15 protein-coding genes are annotated in these 16,686 nt (G+C 36.7%); 9 read left to right on the top strand and 6 right to left on the bottom strand.

Annotated elements, in window-relative coordinates:
* Window positions 1-231: 231 nt before the first annotated feature.
* The gene (locus ACG9ZL_RS12040; protein WP_419360140.1) at window positions 232-543 is read left to right on the top strand and encodes an ankyrin repeat domain-containing protein; all 312 of its coding nucleotides are present in this window, start codon (window positions 232-234) and stop codon (window positions 541-543) included.
* A 266-nt stretch (window positions 544-809) separates the two neighbouring features.
* Here ACG9ZL_RS12040 and ACG9ZL_RS12035 read toward each other — a convergent pair whose 3' ends face one another.
* From ACG9ZL_RS12035 to tssH, 6 genes are read right to left on the bottom strand one after another with little or no spacing between them, the layout of a single operon-like run.
* Window positions 810-1,793 (bottom strand): M15 family metallopeptidase, encoded by a 984-nt coding sequence (locus tag ACG9ZL_RS12035; protein ID WP_419360138.1) that lies wholly within the window; start codon window positions 1,791-1,793, stop codon window positions 810-812.
* Window positions 1,790-2,383 carry a hypothetical protein gene (locus ACG9ZL_RS12030; protein ID WP_336953854.1) on the bottom strand — a complete coding sequence of 198 codons (594 nt, stop codon included), beginning with the start codon at window positions 2,381-2,383 and terminating at the stop codon, window positions 1,790-1,792. Before ACG9ZL_RS12030 ends, ACG9ZL_RS12035 begins: the two co-directional genes overlap by 4 nt.
* 11 nt (window positions 2,384-2,394) lie before the next feature.
* Window positions 2,395-3,195, bottom strand: coding sequence for a type IVB secretion system protein IcmH/DotU (gene icmH, locus ACG9ZL_RS12025; protein ID WP_336953853.1), 801 nt, complete (start codon window positions 3,193-3,195; stop codon window positions 2,395-2,397).
* Between the two features lie 14 nt (window positions 3,196-3,209).
* On the bottom strand, window positions 3,210-4,574 hold the full coding sequence (gene tssK, locus ACG9ZL_RS12020; protein WP_004823587.1) for a type VI secretion system baseplate subunit TssK: 1,365 nt from the start codon (window positions 4,572-4,574) through the stop codon (window positions 3,210-3,212).
* Between the two features lie 6 nt (window positions 4,575-4,580).
* Window positions 4,581-5,684, bottom strand: a complete 1,104-nt coding sequence (gene tssA / locus ACG9ZL_RS12015) for a type VI secretion system protein TssA (RefSeq protein WP_419360136.1) — start codon at window positions 5,682-5,684, stop codon at window positions 4,581-4,583.
* Between the two features lie 19 nt (window positions 5,685-5,703).
* A complete protein-coding gene (gene tssH, locus ACG9ZL_RS12010) occupies window positions 5,704-8,376 on the bottom strand; it encodes a type VI secretion system ATPase TssH (protein WP_419360135.1) in 2,673 nt (890 codons plus the stop codon).
* A 365-nt stretch (window positions 8,377-8,741) separates the two neighbouring features.
* Here tssH and ACG9ZL_RS12005 point away from each other — a divergent pair, with 365 nt between their 5' ends.
* The 8 genes from ACG9ZL_RS12005 to ACG9ZL_RS11970 all read left to right on the top strand — a co-directional run bounded on the left by ACG9ZL_RS12005 (window position 8,742) and on the right by ACG9ZL_RS11970 (window position 16,658).
* Window positions 8,742-9,386 carry a hypothetical protein gene (locus tag ACG9ZL_RS12005; RefSeq protein WP_419360133.1) on the top strand — a complete coding sequence of 215 codons (645 nt, stop codon included), beginning with the start codon at window positions 8,742-8,744 and terminating at the stop codon, window positions 9,384-9,386.
* 29 nt (window positions 9,387-9,415) lie between these two features.
* Window positions 9,416-9,925, top strand: coding sequence for a type VI secretion system contractile sheath small subunit (tssB, locus tag ACG9ZL_RS12000; protein ID WP_004723560.1), 510 nt, complete (start codon window positions 9,416-9,418; stop codon window positions 9,923-9,925).
* Window positions 9,918-11,399, top strand: coding sequence for a type VI secretion system contractile sheath large subunit (gene tssC / locus ACG9ZL_RS11995; RefSeq protein ID WP_336953850.1), 1,482 nt, complete (start codon window positions 9,918-9,920; stop codon window positions 11,397-11,399). Before tssB ends, tssC begins: the two co-directional genes overlap by 8 nt.
* Window positions 11,400-11,446: 47 nt before the next feature.
* Window positions 11,447-11,950: an Hcp family type VI secretion system effector gene (locus ACG9ZL_RS11990; RefSeq protein WP_004723558.1), complete on the top strand. Its 504-nt coding sequence runs from the start codon at window positions 11,447-11,449 to the stop codon at window positions 11,948-11,950.
* A gap of 63 nt (window positions 11,951-12,013) precedes the next feature.
* Window positions 12,014-12,487 (top strand): type VI secretion system baseplate subunit TssE, encoded by a 474-nt coding sequence (gene tssE / locus ACG9ZL_RS11985; protein ID WP_034617192.1) that lies wholly within the window; start codon window positions 12,014-12,016, stop codon window positions 12,485-12,487.
* 17 nt (window positions 12,488-12,504) lie between these two features.
* Window positions 12,505-14,313 carry a type VI secretion system baseplate subunit TssF gene (gene tssF / locus ACG9ZL_RS11980; protein ID WP_419360131.1) on the top strand — a complete coding sequence of 603 codons (1,809 nt, stop codon included), beginning with the start codon at window positions 12,505-12,507 and terminating at the stop codon, window positions 14,311-14,313.
* The gene (gene tssG, locus ACG9ZL_RS11975; protein WP_336953848.1) at window positions 14,277-15,269 is read left to right on the top strand and encodes a type VI secretion system baseplate subunit TssG; all 993 of its coding nucleotides are present in this window, start codon (window positions 14,277-14,279) and stop codon (window positions 15,267-15,269) included. Before tssF ends, tssG begins: the two co-directional genes overlap by 37 nt.
* Window positions 15,270-16,658, top strand: coding sequence for a hypothetical protein (locus tag ACG9ZL_RS11970; protein WP_419328487.1), 1,389 nt, complete (start codon window positions 15,270-15,272; stop codon window positions 16,656-16,658).
* Window positions 16,659-16,686: the final 28 nt, after the last annotated feature.

Here is a 16,686-nt window from a genome sequence, read left to right as displayed (position 1 = left end):
GATGGTAGTGTGGGGTTACCCATGTGAGAGTAAGTCATCGCCAGCTTTTAAATCTAAAACACCCCGGTCTCTAACGAGAACGGGGTGTTTTTTTATGCGCGGTGCTTATTATCGGAATGAAAGAGATCTAGTCATATTAAGTAAATTGATGACTGAATTCGGTTAATAACGAATTGTTGACCTTTAAAATTTTTAGCTAAATAATAATTGAACAAAAATTTGGTATTTCTTATGAAACTTAACTCTTTCTCACCTATTGCTGATAATGAAGAAGAATTACATCTTCCTGAACTGGTCTATGCCGCATCTTTAGGGGAATTGGAACAGGCTGAACAACTGTTATCGCAAGGTATTGACGTCAACCAGACTGACGATGAAGGCTATAGTGCGCTACAAGCTGCGGCGGAGAATGATCACTTAGATATCGTTAAATTATTAATTTCTAAAGGTGCAGACAAAGACTATAAAAGCCAATTTACAGCATTAGAACTTGCGGAAATGGCTGAAAATAAACAGATTATTGCGTATTTAAATAGCTTGTAGATTCTCAAACAATGTGATGTAAATCAAATATTCTATAGATATAAAAAGAAAACCCCATCATCCTGATGGGGTTTTCTTTGTATTAGTGTGTTAGATCTGACTCCTGTCGAATCTCACGTTCCTGATGCTCAGACGCTTTATTGTTGTTTTATGTCTGGGAAACTTCCTGTTCCCTATAACTATAGAATATAAGAATGTGCTTTGATCGTATAGATGACAATCGCTGTGATTGATGTAAGCATTTTCTTACAAAGACAACATGGCAATTAATTTATATCAATATTATTTGCCATAAGTCCTTTGCCTTGTGCTTCAGCAATCAAGCGTTCAGCAGATTCACGGTTTTTACGCAGTCCAGGCATACGGAACTCAGTATGACCATAGTCGTGGATTCGTGTCCAACGTCCACCCCATGTTAAACCTACAGATTCAGCAACAACCCCATATAATTGGTAGCCTTTCCATGCCCAAGGATCTCGTTCAGAAATAACAACTTTACCATCTCGTTTAAAGGCAACATCGGCTGCTAAACCAAACTGATGATAACTTTGATAAGCTTTGGCTAAAGTCGTGGCTGTATTGCCAGATAAACGAGTTTGACGCTCTGGACTACGATAACCTTCTAAAAGCACCATTTCATAGCCATGACGTTCTTTCATGATTTTAAAGACCATCAGTAAACGTTGCTTATAACTTGGATGCATTTTATCCCATTTCCGGTCAACCATAGCTGTATCGAAGCTGCTACGTTGATCTCCAATCCCTTCATTATCAATAACCGATGGATTTACACTCGGGAATTGATGATTTGGAACAGGGTTTTCTCTTTCTAATATCTGTGCTTGAACAATCGCAGCATCAATTAAGCTTTCATCCACTGCTGGAGGAGGGGTTAAAACCTCGCCATTTAATAGCGCATAAATTTGAGGGTCAGTTTTTCTTAAATATTCTGCTTCAACCTTAGTCGGATCAATTGGTCGTGTAAATGCAAAAACAAGAATACTGGAAAGCAAAAAGAAACCCGCAATCAAAATCCACCATTGCTGTAAATGCCAATGGGTTTGGGTTTGATTGGCTGAAGCCGCTTGGTTCATTTGTTCTGCAAAGTGCTTTGCAGAAGCTAGCTTTCTCTTACCTTGTGGTAAAAGTGCTTTAAGGTAGTCTAAAGTTTTATGTCTAATTTCATAAGACATGAGAAAAGTTAGACCAAGCACCAAAAAGATAAAACAAATGACAACAAACAAAATCATGGTTTGTTTTCTATGACTTTGCGGTCTATCGTCACTTTCACTGTACCTTCAGGGGAAGCCTCTTGCACTTCTTCTTTTTTAGGTACGGCTTCTTTTTCAGTGGGTTTAGCAGAAGCTTCTGCTTTAGCTTCTACTTTCGCTTTTGGTATTGGTTTTGCGGTTATTGCAGCTTGTGGTCTAGTTGCAGCTGACTGCGGCACTGGTTTAGCCTCAGGTTTTAGCATTTGTTCAAATGGGGAGGCATTCGGAATTGGATTTTTTTGAGCAGCAACCTTATTTTCATGTTTAAAAATCTGATTAAAATCTTTCTCATTGATATGCTGCTTATATGCACCGACATTTTCATCGTGATGATTGGTTGTTGTTTCTTCAGCATGCACATCGCGTAACTCAGGTTCTTGTGTTGCAACCGAATCTGTATTGGTACTGGTATTTTCTGTTGGTTTGATATTGATAAAAACAAAAAAGAAAATAGCAGAAATAACCATCCCAGCAATTAAACCAAGTAGAAAAACAGATGATTTCCCCAATGTTTTTTTAGCGGGTTTACTTTGTAATATACGAATAGATGTTTGTTTTTCTTGTGTCATAATTCAACCTGTCAAGGCAATTGAATAGTGATATGTGCTTGTTCAGCAGGTGCAGAAATCACATTATTAAATTTCGCAATAGAAGCATCTTCTGTTTTATTCAACATGAATTTTAGGCCAGCGAAAGCTAGTACAGCAAATAACAACAGGAAAATTAAAATCCAAACAAAGGGTAATTCTTTATGAATAATATTTTTGATTTGATCTGGTAAAGCTGCAAAAGGAGAAAAAGCGGTCTTTTTGCCTTTTAAATAATCGATTTCATCACCGACCCGAGCCACAAGATGATTTAAACTTTCAATCGATTCAATACGATACTTACCTTGAAAGCCAAGTAATAAGCAATAATGATAGACTTCGAGTGAAGCCAATCGTTCTTTACCACGAGCACGGATCAGTTCGAGAAACTCAAAGAAACGATAACCTGCAAGTTGTGAACCAAATAAAGTTAATTGAAGTGGGCTGATTAACCAATGATTTTGTAGGTTAAAAAATGATGGATCTTGTTGGGTAACAATGGTTTCATCAATTAAGGCACAATATGCATATTTTGCATCATGAATATCTTCAGGAGAAAACTGCAGTTTTTTTGCTTGATGTTCAAATCGATTCAACAAGTCTAAAATTTTGTCTTTAAAGCCGTTTGCATTTTCTGGAACATACTGATTCTTCAATAAGAATACAATATAAAATCCGTCATGTAGAAGATCGACTAAATTGGTTGCTTGTGTGATTTTGGATTGTTGAGGTAAAGAACCTCCACCAATTTGTCCATCATCAAACAGTGAGGGGGCAATATTATTCTGGCTCATGACATACTCCTCGCTTAACCATTCATCACTGCAATTAATTCAATACTGATATCTTGGAAACCTGCAGGGACATAAATACAGATGGTTTCAGAATCAAGCATACGTTGATACATTTCATGATGTGGTTCAATTTCAAAATAATTCACACCAGAACGTACCGGAATAGCAGTTGGAATTTGGACTAAATGATGAATTGGGATTGCAGGAAGTGCCGCAACAACACGTTGTTCAACATCAACAGTATTCCCGACTTTGAAACGCAGCGGGACAATTTGAATCAGTTCATGGGTTTGCATCATGCTACTAGAAACAGCAATATAAAGCCTTGATTCTTTAGTAATTTTATCTGTTTCCAAACTTCCCACCCAATAAGATGGGCGAATTTCTTTCAGTGCAATACTGATATAACGGCTTGAAATAATTGTATCGAGCAATTCGCGTAAAATTTTATCAAGCTGGCTAAAGCTATCTTGCAAGTTATGATGTTGATATTGTGGCAAATGCTCAACTTCGTATGCGGTCGAGAATGTCAGCAATGAGCCAGTTAAACGCAGAAGTTCAAAAAATAGTTTTTCAGGGTGAATCTGCGGATTTTGTAACAGATGATTCAAGGTCGCATGAGCGGTATTTAGTGCATTGACCAACCAGAATGAAACAATATCACCCGATCTAAATTCAATGAGCTTTTGTTCATTTTCACGGTTATTGGTTTGAATCATCTTAATTTTGGCACGAACAACGTTCAGTGTTCGCTTCAAATTTGCCAATAAGGTTTCATTTGACTGAATATGTAAAATTGGTGGAATATATTTTGAATCAATTTCAAAATTCCCTGAGCTATGACGCCGGATTTTTCCGATGGCGAGATATAAAAAACCATCTAAATCTTGATTTGGATCTGCTTGAACATCAAAAAGTTTAAATTCAGTTCGGCGTCGAAGAAATGTAATTTCAGCAGGGGATGCATCAGTAAAAAGATCATGAGTTTCATTCAAATATGAATGGTAGCGAGCAGGTTGTTTATCCTGTTCATCAGAGATGTTCTTCTTATTGGGTTGTAAAATAGGCAATGCTAAGTAGATTAACATTTCCCCACGTAAGTTCAGTTCATCCAATAAAATCGGTTGTGGTAACAGATCTTTGGCTGGTGCTTGGTAAATTTCACCATCCTGCCAAATCATATCAATTTGCTCTAAAGCAAGTACATGTGTGCCCAGTTGTGTTTCGTCAAATCGAAGATTTTTAATTCCATAAGGATAAGGAATCGTTGAACGAATGGTGTGATTAAGTCGTTGTTCTTGGTACGTGTCTTGTAATTGGAAGTGTTGTGGTCTTAAAAATAAACCTTCACCCCAAAGAACTTTTTCTGCTTTAAACATAGATGATTACCATTCAGAAGATTCATTATTTTGGTTTACGCCCAATAACTCATGAATAGAATCAAGGGGATTATCATTTTTAATGACTTGAGTTAACCATTCATGTAAAGGCATTTGGCTCCATTTAATTGTTTTTTGCAGCATATAACTCACAGGACTATGCGGCTCGTTGGTTTGAAAGTAATCAGCAATCTCTTGTAAAACCCGCATTGCCTGTTCACGATTTTGTAAATGGCTTTGTGGTTGAGGTTGAAATGTTTGCGCTTGCGGAATTGGAGCTGAATGCGTTGTTTCTGTTACCGGCATGGTCATTTGAGCTGGGGTATCTTCAACTGTGGTTGTATTGTTATTATTCCCAAATGAGTCGGCTTTATAGATTTTTTTCAGATTCATTTGAATATTTTCAAACTGCGAATCGATACTTGCAAAGCTCGGTGCTTCCAGCTCCATCAGTGCATCTAATGTTTGTTTGATAATATTCCAATGCTGCAAAATTTCTTGAAATTGCTGATAATTTTGATATTGAAAAGTTCGAGAAGTATTGAAAAGCGCTTGATTGAATTGATCTAACTCTAAGGATGCTTCTACACTGTCAGAATCTTCTGCTTGCTTACGACGATTATTCTGTAAGTGTAAGAATTTTTCGTATTGCGCAAGTGAATAAAACGGTTGAATGTTGATGAGCGGAACATTCTTTACCAAGCTCGGTAATTGGGTGGTAAAACCTTGCAGTAATCCTAGGCGTTGATCTAAGTCATCATCTTCAATTTCAGGATGAATCTTCAACCAGAACTGTTCTAAAACACGGTGACTCAGTTCTAGCCCTTTAATTAGCCCTTCGAAGCCATAGAGGTTTGTCCAAGCTTCTGTAAGCCATGTTAATAAACGAATATCTTTGGTTTTTTGCGTGAGTAATTGGATTGATTTTTCTGCAACAAATGACCAGTCGGCTTGCTTTGGTTCAGAAATCCAATCACCTTGGTCTAATAAAGGATCATCATGGGTACGTGCTTTTTTAATTTCGTGAAACTCATTGGAAAAAGACAAATCTTCTCCACACGGATGAGCATCAGAAATAGGCTCTAATAAGACGTCTAAATTTATATCCATTTTCTATACTCGTATATATTTAAGCTTCCACAACTTTTGACTTTTTGCTCGACTTTTTCTTTGCTGGCTTCGCTTGTGGATCTAACAGGTAAATGATTTCATCATCTTTCGTATCAATATGAATGACTTTTGGAATTTTTTGTTCAGCCAAAGCCACCAATATTTCAGTGGCTAAAGCAGGTAACACAGAGGCATTTAAAATATTATCAACATTACGTGCACCACTATCAACTTCAGTGCAACGACTTAGAATCAATTCGATTAAATCATCGCTATATGTCACTTTCGTTTCATACTGTTTTTCGAGTCGTGCTGTAATTTTTCCGAGTTTATGCTCAATAATTCTGACTAAAAGATCATCATGTAGCGGGAAGTATGGGACAATTCGCATACGGCCTAAGAATGCCGGCTTAAATTGTTTGTATAAGCTTGGTTTGAGTTGTTCAGTCAGCTCTTCAGCACTTGGCCATTCTTCGACAGGTTGATTTAGGCATGCTTGCATGATGGCATTTGACCCTGTATTTGAAGTCAGTAATATCGTGGTGTTTTTAAAATCAATCACACGACCTTCACCATCTTCGAGTGTACCTTTATCAAAAACTTGATAGAACAGCTCTTGGACATCGCTGTGTGCTTTTTCAATCTCGTCTAATAACACAACGCTATACGGATTACGTCGAACGGCTTCAGTCAAAACACCGCCTTGACCATACCCGACATATCCTGGAGGCGCGCCTTTAAGCGAAGAAACCGTATGCGCCTCTTGGTATTCAGACATATTGATAGTGATTAAATGTGACTCACCACCATAAAGTTCATTGGCAAGTGCTAAGGCAGTTTCTGTTTTACCCACACCGCTTGGACCAACAAGCATGAAAACACCCTGTGGTTTATTTGGGTCTTCTAAACGTGCTTTTGAGGTTTTAATACCTTGAACCAACTGATGTAGGGCATAATCTTGTCCCATCACCCGTTTTTCAAGTTTTTCTTCCAGACTGAGAATTTGCTTAATTTCATCATTGACCATTTTGCCAACAGGAATACCAGTCCAGTCTGAAATAATTTCATTAATAATTTGGGCATTTACACGTTCAAAGACCAGTGGTTGCTGACCTTGTAACACAGATAACTGCGTACGTGTATTGAAGATCTCATCTTTGTTTGAATCGGCCTGTTCTGCGGTTTCTAATGCTTGGATTTTTTGAATCAGAGCCAATTCAGCTTGCCATTGTTGTTCTGTTTGCTGAATTTCTTGATCAAGTAATTCCAATGATGATGTTAACTGAGTTAAACGCTCTTCATGAATTGGCTGGTGACGGTGTTCACTTTCAATAATATTGAATTCAAGATTTAAATTATGTTGTTGTGCTTTGAGTTGATCGAGTTTGACTGGTTGAGCATTTTGGGTTAGCGCAACACGAGCTGCAGCGGTGTCAAGCACACTAATGGCTTTATCCGGGAGTTGGCGGCCACTAATATAACGATGTGAAGAATGAACAGCGGTGATAATCGCTTCATCATCAATACGTAAATTAAAGTGATTGGCCATCACTGGAATCATGGCACGTAGCATATCGATCGCGACTTCTTCAGTCGGTTCTTCTACTTTGACCACTTGGAAACGACGACTTAAAGCAGCATCTTTTTCAAAATACTGTTTATATTCGGCCCAAGTTGTAGCTGCAATGGTGCGTAATTCACCCCGCGCAAGTGCAGGTTTTAATAAGTTCGCTGCATCATTTTGCCCAGCCTGGCCGCCGGCGCCAATCATGGTATGGGCTTCATCAATAAACAGAATAATCGGATGTGAAGACTGTTGCACTTCTTGAATAACTTGTTTTAAGCGGTTTTCAAACTCACCTTTAACACTTGCGCCTGCTTGTAACAGCCCCATATCCAAAGAGTGTAATTGGACATTTTTTAATGCATCAGGCACTTGGTTCTGTGAGATCTTTAATGCCAGACCTTCCACAACTGCCGTTTTACCCACACCAGGTTCACCCGTTAAAATAGGATTGTTTTGACGACGGCGCATTAAGATATCAAGCATTAAACGGATTTCATATTCACGTCCAATGACCGGATCAATCCCACCTTTTTGTGCTTTTTCAGTTAAATTAATGGTGAATTGATCTAATGCAGGTGTCTTGTTGTTCGAAGCATGATTGTCTGTTAGGGTATTTTTAAGTTCTGCTTCTTGCTCTTGATCATTTGTTGGGATATTTTCGGTACTCTTTACACAAATTTCCAAGAATTTATGTTTCATCGTATCGATGGGAAACAGATCAAATAAGCTTGATGCTCGAATGGCAATTTGGTAAAGATCAGATGCTGTTAAAAGAGCAATCAATAAATGACTGCTTCGAATCACTGGATCTTGTTCAGCTGAAGCAAGTAACCATGCTTGCTCAAGGAGTCTAACAATTGATTTGGAAAAAATAGGTGTACGGGTATTTCCTTTAGGAAGTTGAGAAATACACTCTAATAAATCCGTTAAAAGTGCATCTTTTGAAATTTTGTATTTATTAAGTATAAGTTCAAGATCATTGGATTGTTGTTCTAATAATTTGACAAAAAAATGTTCGATTTCGATTTCAAAATTTTGATGGTTTACACATAAATTGGCGGATTGTTCTAAAGATGTACGTGAGGATGCTGATAACTTTTTAATCAAAACTTTTAGATCTGTCATTTTCTGTCTCTCTCAAAAAACTTTATTTCTAGGCAAATAAATTCTAAATTTTCTAGCCTATAAATTTGGCATTAAAATTAGTATATTGAAATCAAATATTTAATAATTTTTTAAAAATCACTGGAAATATTTTACATAAAAAAAAACTTTTGTGAAGATAGGATATTATGTATATTATACAACCAATTAAAAAAGTCATTTTTATCAAACGGTTAAAATATTGATACGAAATTTAACTTGACGAGAGCACGTTTTTTTAGTCTTATTTTTAAGTCTTTAACGAAATTGCTTAATTATACATATTTATAAAACATCAAAAGTAAATTTATTGAATAACTGAATCAAGTAAATATTGAGGTTGGATTTTGAAGAATTTTATTCCATATATTTTAGTTCTTGGCACATCATTGGCGACTACATTTGTCTACGCGGATGGTGAAATCAAACTAAAAAGATCCTGTATAAAAGATTACCCAATGGTTGAGGGAGAAACTAATCCTGAGTTGTTGGCGGTCTATTCACAATTGTGTGATAAGAAAAATAAAGACAATAAAAACAAACTGTTGGTCTCGGCAGCAGAAAAGTTTCAGCAAATTGGGAAAAATGATAAAGCCATCCAAATTGTTAATTATTTAGAAGCGCAAAATATACAAAGCAATGAGTTAACGGATGTCAAATTCCTTGCAGGAATTGGCTTAGCTTCTGACGCATTGAATAAAATGCGTACGCGTGAAATGAGATATTTGACTGAGGATAAAACCTATCCTGTTGCAAAAAGTTTTACTGACGCAGTTAGACAAGCAATGCCAGCAGCAGTTTTGGTTGAAAAAAATCAGGAAAGTGCTCCAGTTGTAGAGCGTGCTCGTCCTCAGAAGGTAAGTCGCCCTCAGAAGAGTCGTACTACACCAACACGCTCAACGCCTGCTACAAAACCAGCTACAAAGCCTACTGCGACGCCAGCGAAACCGAAGTCTACGTCATCAGCACCAAGACCGAATTTCCCAACATAATTTATTGCCCAAATTAATGGATAACAAAAATGTCAAAACGTGAAAGTGTACAGAAGAAATTACAGCGAATCCGACCACCACGTGTTCAACTGACTTATGATGTTGAAGTCGGTGATGGTAAAGAAATTAAAGAACTACCGTTTGTTGTGGGTGTTTTAGGTGACTTTTCAGCTGCTTCTGAGTTAGAAAAAACCAAATTAAAAGATAAAAAATTTATCAATGTCGACTTAGAAAACATTGATGAAGTGATGGAGTCATTGTCTCCACGAGCTGCATATCAAGTTGAAAATACGTTAACTGAAGAGGGTGGGCGTATGTCAGTCGATTTAACTTTTAAATCGATGGAAGATTTCAGACCAGAACAAGTAGTACAACAAGTAGAGCCATTGAGAAAATTAGTTGAAGCTCGTGAACGTTTAACAGATTTGAGAAACAAAATTTCAAATAGTGAGCGTTTGGAAGATTTACTGGATGAAGTCTTACAAAATACTGATCAGATTCGTAAATTAAGTGCTGAGGCGGGTCCTGAAAATGAGTAATTTACAAACCAATACTGCGCAAGATGCAGCCGTAGAAGAAGTAAGTTTACTTGATTCTATCGTGGAACGCAGCCGAATTGCACGCAATGACGAAGAGCATGACCGTGCTAAAAGCTTGATTGGTGAGTTGGCCAAAGAAGTAATGGCAGGAACAATCACTGTTTCAGAAAATATGTCTTTGTCGATTGATAAACGTATTGCTGAAATAGATGCGTTGATTTCAAAACAGCTCAGTAAAATCATGCACAATGAGCAGTTTCAAAAAATTGAATCAACTTGGCGTGGTTTGTATTACTTCTGTCAAGAGTCCCCATCAAATCCATTGATCAAAATTCGTATGTTAAATACAACGAAAAAAGAATTGGTCAAAGATTTTCAAGGTGCAACAGATTTCGATCAAAGCACCTTGTTTAAAAAAGTTTATGAAGAAGAATATGGATCATTCGGTGGTGCACCTTATGCGACATTGATCGGTGATTTTGAGTTTGACCGCACACCTTCAGATATGTATCTGTTAGAACAGATTTCACATGTTGCAGCAGCAGCACATGCTCCGTTTATTTCGGCAGCAAGCAGCAATATGTTAGGTCTTGAATCATTTACTGATATTGATCGTCCACGTGATGTTTCAAAAGTATTTGAAACAGCAGAATATGTACAGTGGCGTTCTTTCCGTGAAAGTGATGATGCTCGTTATGTTGCGTTGACAATGCCACGCGTTTTAGGCCGTTTGCCTTATGATCCAAAAGAAGGTTGGGCGACTGAAGGCTTTAACTTTGTAGAAGAAGTTTCAGGGCAAAACCATGATGAATATTTGTGGATGAATGCAGCTTATGCGTTTGGTACCCGTTTGACCAATGCATTTGATCTCCATGGTTGGTGTGCTGCGATTCGCGGTGTTGAAGGTGGTGGTATGGTCGAAGGCTTACCAGTACATACTTTTAAAACCAATGACGGTGAAGTTGTATTTAAGTGTCCAACAGAAATTGCGATCACTGACCGTCGTGAGAAAGAGCTGAGTGACTTAGGTTTTATTCCATTAGTTCATTGTAAAAATACAGATTACGCAGCATTTTTTGGTGCGCAGTCTACGCAAAAACCGAAGAAGTATGATAGTGATACAGCAAATGCGAATTCGTCCTTATCTAGCCAGATCCAATACATCATGGCTGTTTCTCGAATTGCACATTACTTAAAAGCAATGATGCGAGATAAAGTCGGAAGCTTTGCTTCAGCAGGTAATGTAGAAGCATTTTTAAATGAATGGCTATCACAATATGTATTGCTTGATGATGGTGCTTCACAAGAAGCAAAAGCGCAGTATCCATTGCGTGAAGCTTCTGTAAAAGTTGTAGAGAATCCTGCAGAGCCAGGGCACTACAAGTCTGTGGTCTTCTTAAGACCGCATTTCCAGCTAGATGAGTTGTCGGTTTCTTTGCGACTTGTCACTGAGTTACCTCAGTCCTCGAATTAAAATAGAGCGTGGCTAAATAATAACTTTAAAAAATAAGGGTAAATCCAATGAAAGATATATACGTTCAATTTCAAGGTAAGTACAAAGTTGATGGCGAGTCACGTGATTCTGAGCACAAAAATTGGCTAGAAGTTAATTCTTGGTCTCATAATATTCGTCAGCCAAAATCTGCGACTTCTTCAAGCGTTGGTGGTCATACTGCTGAACGTGTAGAACACTCAGATATGCTTTTTGTTAAAGATTTGGATGCAACTAGTCCAAAACTTTGGGAAGCATGTTCTGCGGGTTATACATTTGATGAAGTTCAAATTGACTTCTACCGCGCAAATGGTGACAAACGTATTAAGTACCTTCAAATCAAACTTAAGCATGTACTTGTTTCAAGTGTAACGCCTACGGTAAATGAAGAAGGTGTTCCAACTGAAGCATTTGGTCTAAAATATGCTGCGGTTGAGTGGACTTATAATCAACAAGATATTAACGGTTCTGCTAAAGGTGCCGTTACTAAGAAATGGTCTCTTTCTAACAATACTGCATCTTACGCTGCTTAATTGTTTGTTGAAACAGATAGGGACTTGGGTCCCTATCTGTTTCATATTATTAGAATATACATTATGAATTTAGATCAACTTTACCCCTATGGATTTCGATCTACACTATTTGATCGTTTAATTGTTGAAGATGATTATATAAAAGGGCTTTCTATTCATGAGTTAAGAGAGTCTGTTGCCCATGATTTAGAAGACTTATTAAATACACGAATTGCCAAACTGGATTTGGAAATCGATGATTTCCCTTTAGTCAAAAAGTCTATCATACAGTTTGGTATTATTGATTTTGTTGGACTTTCAACCGCAAATCCAACTGATCGGGATACTATCTGTCAATCTATAGAACAGTCGATTGCTGCTCATGAGCCACGCTTAAAACAAATTAAAGTAGAAATGCAGTTAGATGACCAAAATGTTGGCTCGTTATGTTTAAGCATTCAAGCTTATTTAAATATTCACCCACTTTATGAACCTGTAATTTTTGATGCCTTACTTAAGCCAACAACACAGCAATATGTGATTTCTGCCAGATCTTAAAATAAAGTAGGTATGTCGTGATAGAAGAACTTTTACCGTATTATGAAAAGCAATTACAAGAATTTGGACAGCAGTCTCGTGCTTTTGCAGATAAATACCCGAAAATTGCACAACGATTATCTTTAAATCAAGAACAAATTGATGATCCTCATATTGAACGCCTTATACAGGCATTTTCTTTAATTGCTGCACGTATCGATAAAAAGTTAGCTGATAGTTACGACATCTTTACCCGTTCTTTATTTGAGGTAATGTTTCCTCAATATTTACGTCATTTTCCAGCGTGTTCAGTGGTGAGTTTTGAAGACTTAAATAAGCAAAAACAATTGAAGGATGTTCACATTATTCCCAAAGGAACCACTTTAAAGTCAAGAAGTTTCAAAGGTGTCCAATGTGAGTTTAATACCAGTGCTGAAGTTAAATTATTGCCTATTCAACTGGAAAGTCTGAGTTTTCAAACCAATCCCAGTGCACATATTCATTTAAACCAAAATGCGACATTAAATTTAAAATTTGAATTATTAAACCCTGCTAAAAATTGGTTAAAAAATGAAAAGCTGCCCATTTATCTGGATGCCATTTCAAACTTTCCTTTGCAAGTTTTAGATCATATTTTCCATAAAGAAACCAGTTTTAGTCTTCGCATCAATAACAAGGTTGTGCCGATAAAAAATCCGTTTGAAGTGATCGGTTTTGATGAAAATGAAAGTTTATTGCCCGTTGATCAACATACACATCATGCTTATCGATTATTAATCGAATATTTCTGTTTTCCTGAAAAGTTTAGTTATTTAAATTTGAATTTAGATTTTTTAAAATTATTAAAAGAAGAAAATTTGAGTTTTGAAGTTCAAATCCATTTAAAACTGAATTTAAATGATCAAGCCATCATCCGCAACTATTCAGAATTGAATGTGGCAAATTTTAAGTTATTTACCAGCCCTGTCGTCAATTTATTTGAGAAACAAGCTGAGCCACAAAAAATCAATCATAAAAACTTAGAATATCCTTTAATGACAGATGCACATCATCCTGAATTCTATCAAGTGTATTCAATCGTTGAAATGAATTTAATCCGTGAAAAAAGTAATCAAGATCAAGTGGTTTACCCAATTCTACCTTTCTTTGCGATGAGTCATTATCATGGTGACGATATTCAGTTTTTTTATGCGTTAAATCCAACGGTTTTACAAAATCAATATGTAGAAACGGGCTATTCGATTATTTCTAAACAATTAGAACCACACAGTATTAAGTCTGATTTTGTTAGTTGTAAGTTGTTATGTTCCAATCGTGAATTACCGCACGAAGCTTTGGGTCAGTCAAACAACGTCTTGAACTTGAATGACAGTACCGTTGCTCGTCGTGCATTGGTGTTAAAGAGACCTACAGCACCCTTCCAATTTGAAAAAAATAAGAATGAACAATGGCGTATTATTTCGCACCTTTCATTAAATACTTTAGCCTTAATGAAAGGTGATGCTGTAAGTCATATTAAAGAATTGCTAGAGCTTTATAACTTACCTAAATCTAAAGAAAATCATTTAATTATTGATGCAATTAAAAAAATTGAATTTGAAATCACCAATAAACTCGTTGAAGCCAAACCCTTTCCAATGTTTGTACGCGGGGTTAAGGTTTTAATGGATGTCGATGTCCAAGTCTTTAGAGGGCATAGCTTATATATTTTCAGCGAATTGATCAGTCATATTTTTAACTTAAAAGTACAGATGAACAGCTTTGTTGACGTTTTTGTTCGAGATTTAAATACAAAACAGGAGTTATACCAATGCGTACAGAACGTTGGTGGCAAGAAGCTTCTGTAATTGATGAGCTTTTTAAAACCCCTACAGCTTTTGAATTTATACAAACCACACGATTATTTAGACATGCGCCCAATACCGCTTTTTTAAAGAATTGGTCTGACGATTTTCTTTTTGAAAGTTCATTAAACTTGAACTTTCCAAAACATGAAATTGAATTACTCGAACAACAAGACGAAAAAATTCATCTTACAAATTTGATTGTCGGTTTAACCGGTATGCAAGGTGCAATGCCGTATACCTATACTAATAAAGTGAAACAAACACCGCGTAAACAGCGTGTTGAAGTTCAAAAGTTTCTAGGTTTATTTAATCATAAGCTTACGGCTCAATTTGTTGAAGCAAGTTTAAGTTATAACTTGCCTGTACGTTATGAAGTTGAAAAAGAAAATAATTACTTAGAAATCTTGCATGCTTTAAATGGTTATATTAGGACACAACATCAACAGAGTGATCTAGATGACTATTTTGCTGAGTTTTCTGGGCTTATGCAGGGTCAAAATAATACAGCTCATGCATTAAAGACAATGTTGACCTGTGTATTCAATCAACAAGTTGAAGTCAAAGAATATATTACTGAAAAGTTTAAACTCGGGAATGAGCAGAAAACTACTTTGGGAGGGGACCGACCTTTCTTGTTAGGTGTAAATACATTCTGTGGAGAGACGATTCGACAAATAGATGGAAAAATCGAGATTCAAATTGGACCGTTGAGCCATGCACAGTATTTAGAATTTTTACCCAAGAAAAAATTAAGTAAGAAGTTAAAAAAAATTCTGCAAAGTTGGTGTAGTCCAACCTTATTTGTCGATTTACGTTTAGTCTTGGCAAAAGAGGAAGTCCAGCCTTTACAACTAAGCTCAACAACACAAATTGGTTTGGCACAAGGTGCTTTTGTGATGCCAAAAACTCAAAGTGACAATGATGAAACGTGTTATGCACTGATTGGAGTGTCATAAGTGATCAAAATAATTTTAGGAACTTTAATCAGTACCATATTACTAGTTTCGGTAATCGTGGTATTTTATTGGCGTGATATTAAATATGACCCAAATGGGCAAGATTTTCTGATTTTCTTTGGCGTGATTCCAGCTGCGATTACTTTGTTAATCCTGAGCCCAATGTTGATCAAAAAGATTTATCAAAGCCACCAAGAGAAGAAAGAACAACAAAGAATTGAGGCAGAGCAACGTTCAGAACAACAAATCACTGAAGCTAAAGTTGAAGAAAAAATTGAATGGGTAGACTTGAAAGTTTATTCAGCCACAAGCTTAAGTGCCTTAGGCGAAAATGAAGCACAGCTTGATCAGCTTCAAGATGTGGCAAGTCCTGAACTTGATTCGCAATTGGTCAATGGTTATGGTTTACCGATTCTTTCATTCCGTGTTCAAGATATTGAAGAACCGTTAGAGGATGAGGCATCTAGTCTTTCTAGTCGTCAAAAGCGTATAAGTGCATTAATTCAGCAGCAATTAGAACAGAATACTGAAACTTTATATCAAATTGCAGAGCACCTAAAAAACTCCGCACTCTTTTATGATGCCAAACTTGCACATGAATATCGTATGCATCCTGCTTGGATTGACCCTCATCATGACGATGAAGATGAGCCGATTGAACAACAGGTCGCAGAAGCAGTACCTCGACTTAATTATTTGAATATTCACATTATTTTGCCAGAAAATTTATTCCATAGCTGGGATGAAAGTTCAGCTTCAGAATTGGTTCACCATTATCTTACTGAACTGGGCATTCTCGATCAGCAATTTGGCACTGAATATCATTATTGGGGTGAAACAACTGCGTATAAAGACTGGATTAAGTTGCTAAAAAGAACCCAACTTTTGGATTCTGAGGTATCACTGTTTATTGCAGTAGATTCAGAAATTGATCAAGAAACCATAGATGATCGGACGTGGATGACTGAAAAATATATTCCATCTGAGTATATCAGTACTTGTTGTATGACAAATACCCAGGTCGAATTGCAAAATTTACAAGCAATAAAGTATATTCGAATTGCTTTAAATTCTGATCAGGCATCTAAAACATTAAAAGAGTTGAATTTAGACCAAGCAGAACAGTTTGATCAAGAACAGCCCTTTGTCTTGGTCTTAGACGACCCAGCAGAGATCAAGCTGTTAAAGAAACTTGAACAAAACTTTGCCGAAACAGCTATTGAAGCGCATCATTATCTTTACAGTAAAAATAGCCTAGGCCATACCCAACCCTTAGCCAAAGTTTTTGGTTTTATGTTGAGTTTGCACTTTAAAGATGAGTTGTACGGTTATGTTTATAGTGCTGAACATCAGCAAACCCAAGTGATTGTTGGGACTGAGTTTGCATAGAACTTACAGATAAATTTAGAAAGAAATA

Origin of the sequence: Acinetobacter legionensis, assembly GCF_048551735.1 — a bacterium.
Classification (GTDB): domain Bacteria; phylum Pseudomonadota; class Gammaproteobacteria; order Pseudomonadales; family Moraxellaceae; genus Acinetobacter.
The sequence above is the reverse complement of the archived record's forward strand: the minus strand, read 5'-3'. Positions and strand labels throughout refer to the sequence as shown.